A 2627-nucleotide genomic window follows, 5' to 3' on the forward strand; every position below is an offset into this window, starting at 1 on the left:
CACTTTCATTGATCAACAATCGACCAAGAAAGTGCCTCAACTGGAATACCACACAGGATGCATTTGAATGTGAAGTGGTGCAGTTAATTTGACAATCTATCTTATAAAAAAGGAGGCAAAAACATGTTTGTACAAATGCGTCGTACCGTTGTAAAAGAAGGATTTAAAGATAAGGTTTTAGAGCGTTTCCAACCAAAAGAAGGAAAGCCATCACTACTTGAAAAACGCGAGGGCTTTATTGGCCGCGAGATTTTAGTGAAAAAAACACGCCGCGGGGAAGAAGAAGTTATCGTACTTATTCGCTGGGAATCGGAAGAAGCTTGGAAGGCATGGGAAAAGAGTCCAGAGCATATTGCTGGTCATAAAAAACAGATTGCGGAACATGGTGGCAAACCGCCACAACCAGACTATATTATTTCGCGTGATGGCGGCGGCTATTACGTATTATAATGAAAAAGAGTTGTCTCTTGGCAGCTCTTTTTTTGTTGAAATGGGTATAAGAAAATGAGGAGTGATAATATGTTTAAAGATTTTAATTTTAAGCTCATTGTTATTGATGCATTACTTGATAAGGAACCAGTTTTCGAGCAGGAATTAGAAGCATTGAAAGAGCAATTTACAACACAATATGAATGGTACGAGGATATGAAGCCGATTCCACAAATTATGACATACTTACAAAACCTAGAGCTTTCGAAAAAGGATTTATTAAAGGTTGATTATCTATGTTTTGATGGTGGCAATGAAATCTATCATATTCTTCAGCCGGACTGGGACGGTGAGGATGAGTTCTTTGATGTAACGTCTGTTGAAGGCTTTGAACATTTGCCGAACCTTATGACAGTAGACTATATTTCGATGGCAGAGCCTGAGGTGTTAGGACCTTTACGCGAAGCGGGAATTACAGTGGAATAGAAGAACGGATATTTGTTAGAAGGAGGCTTTTATAATGGAGCAATTTGAAGAATTTATTCAAGAGATTGAGCCGGCAGAGCATCGGGCTCGCATGGTAGAAGTGCTTCAGTGGATTCATGAAATGTATCCACAGCTAAAGCCTGAGTTTAAATGGAATCAGCCAATGTTTACAGATCATGGCACGTTTATTATTGGCTTCAGTGTATCGAAGGCGCATATTTCCGTAGCACCAGAGGGCTATATTGATGAGAGGTTTTCAGCACGTATTAAGGACCTAGGCTATACGCATGGGAAGAAATTAATTCGTATCCCATTTGCAAAGCCCGTTCAGTATGAGTTGTTGCAGGAAATTATCGATTTTAATATGAAGGATAAGGCAGATTGTACAACGTTTTGGCGTCCGTAAAGCATAATAAAAGCAGGAATCGTGTTTAAAGCGATTCCTGCTTTTATTATGCCAATGTAAGCGGTAAGAAAGCATAGTCTCCGTCACGGATAATTGCCTCGCGTTTGACGGCGATTTCTTTACTGAAAATAGGGCCTGCTAAAACCGTTGTATGGAATTCGCCGCTCTCGCCGCAAGGGTCAATCCCTCGCTTAATCAACTCATCGACATAGCAATGTGTCAGCTCGCGTCCGAGGTCCTCCTCATGCATACCGAGTGATAAATTGACCGTTACTAAAATGGTTTTAAAGCCAGCATCAATAAATTCACGTACAACTTCGACATGATCCATTTCCCATAGCGGCATACTTAGTTTGAGACCAACTTGCTTTGTGACACGGTCATGCCAACAACCATGCTCAGGGACATCTAAATCACCCGTTACGAGGACATTTGCGCCGTCCTCCTTTGCTTGTGACAGAATTGTGATGAAAGCTTGCTCATAGCCTTCCCAGCTCGTCGCAATAGTATAAACAGGCAACTGAAGCGCCTCTGCCTGTGCATGGATTAATGCAGGTGGCATGCCATGGCTACGTGAGCGCTTGCCTTCCTCTTCAAGCATGATAATTAGTCCCGTAGCAGTTCCTTGTTGCATCGCTTTATAAAGCGCGAGTGTACTATCTTTTCCGCCGCTATAAGAGGCGATAAAGGGTTGCTTTTGTGCGTTTGTTTTCCAGTTTTTCATTTTTTATATTCTCCTTTACGATATATATTTATTGTAAAACGATAAATCACATGCTATTATCAACATGAAAATAAAAAGTGAGGTGTTTTTATGAAGAGCGCATCGACGTTGTTTTTAAAGACGGCTGTTTTTGTCTTAAGTTTACCAATGGTTTTATTCTGTCTATTCCTTATACCGGAAGTAGGTCGTGCAACCGCTGATTTACTGCCAGCTTTTGGGGCAAGTAAATATGTGGTTTGGGCACTACTTTACGCATCCGTTATCATTTATTTTATCATTTCTTCGCAGAATACCCCTCCCTCAAGGAACGTAGTGAGGAGGGAGGGGATGAATGCGAACCCAATTATGCTGCCAGTACTAATTTGTTGAAAAGAACATCTGTTCCTATTATACTATTCGAAAAAGGAGGTGTCTGTCATGCCACATAAAGCGTATAAATTCCGTATCTACCCAACTAAAGACCAACAAGCGTTCATACATCAAACCCATGGGCATTGTCGTTTTGTTTACAACCATTTTCTTGAGTTATGGAATACTTCTTATGAAGAAGAAGGAAAAGGGTTGAATCGTTCCATTATGTCC

At 40.9% G+C, this 2627-nt stretch carries 5 protein-coding genes; 4 read left to right on the top strand and 1 reads right to left on the bottom strand.

All coding sequences use genetic code 11. From position 1 onward, the window contains the following. Positions 1-123: 123 nt before the first annotated feature. The 3 genes from ACFSY7_RS10440 to ACFSY7_RS10450 are packed head-to-tail and all read left to right on the top strand — an operon-like array spanning position 124 to position 1321. Positions 124-450 (top strand): antibiotic biosynthesis monooxygenase family protein, encoded by a 327-nt coding sequence (locus ACFSY7_RS10440; RefSeq protein ID WP_380147785.1) that lies wholly within the window; start codon positions 124-126, stop codon positions 448-450. A gap of 54 nt (positions 451-504) precedes the next feature. Next, positions 505-915 (top strand): DUF6892 domain-containing protein, encoded by a 411-nt coding sequence (locus ACFSY7_RS10445; protein WP_380147786.1) that lies wholly within the window; start codon positions 505-507, stop codon positions 913-915. 34 nt (positions 916-949) lie between these two features. Further along, entirely contained in the window at positions 950-1321 is a 372-nt protein-coding gene (locus tag ACFSY7_RS10450) for an iron chaperone (protein WP_380147787.1), read from the top strand. Positions 1322-1367: 46 nt separating this feature from the next. On the opposite strand, the gene ACFSY7_RS10455 is transcribed toward ACFSY7_RS10450, so the two are convergent. Then, positions 1368-2045, bottom strand: coding sequence for a Dph6-related ATP pyrophosphatase (locus tag ACFSY7_RS10455; protein ID WP_380147788.1), 678 nt, complete (start codon positions 2043-2045; stop codon positions 1368-1370). A gap of 417 nt (positions 2046-2462) precedes the next feature. On the opposite strand from ACFSY7_RS10455, the gene ACFSY7_RS10460 reads away from it, so the two are divergent. After that, a partial coding sequence (locus ACFSY7_RS10460) for a helix-turn-helix domain-containing protein (protein WP_380147789.1) occupies positions 2463-2627 on the top strand: 165 nt, incomplete at its 3' end.

This window comes from Kurthia populi (assembly GCF_042686175.1).
Taxonomy (GTDB): domain Bacteria; phylum Bacillota; class Bacilli; order Bacillales_A; family Planococcaceae; genus Kurthia; species Kurthia populi.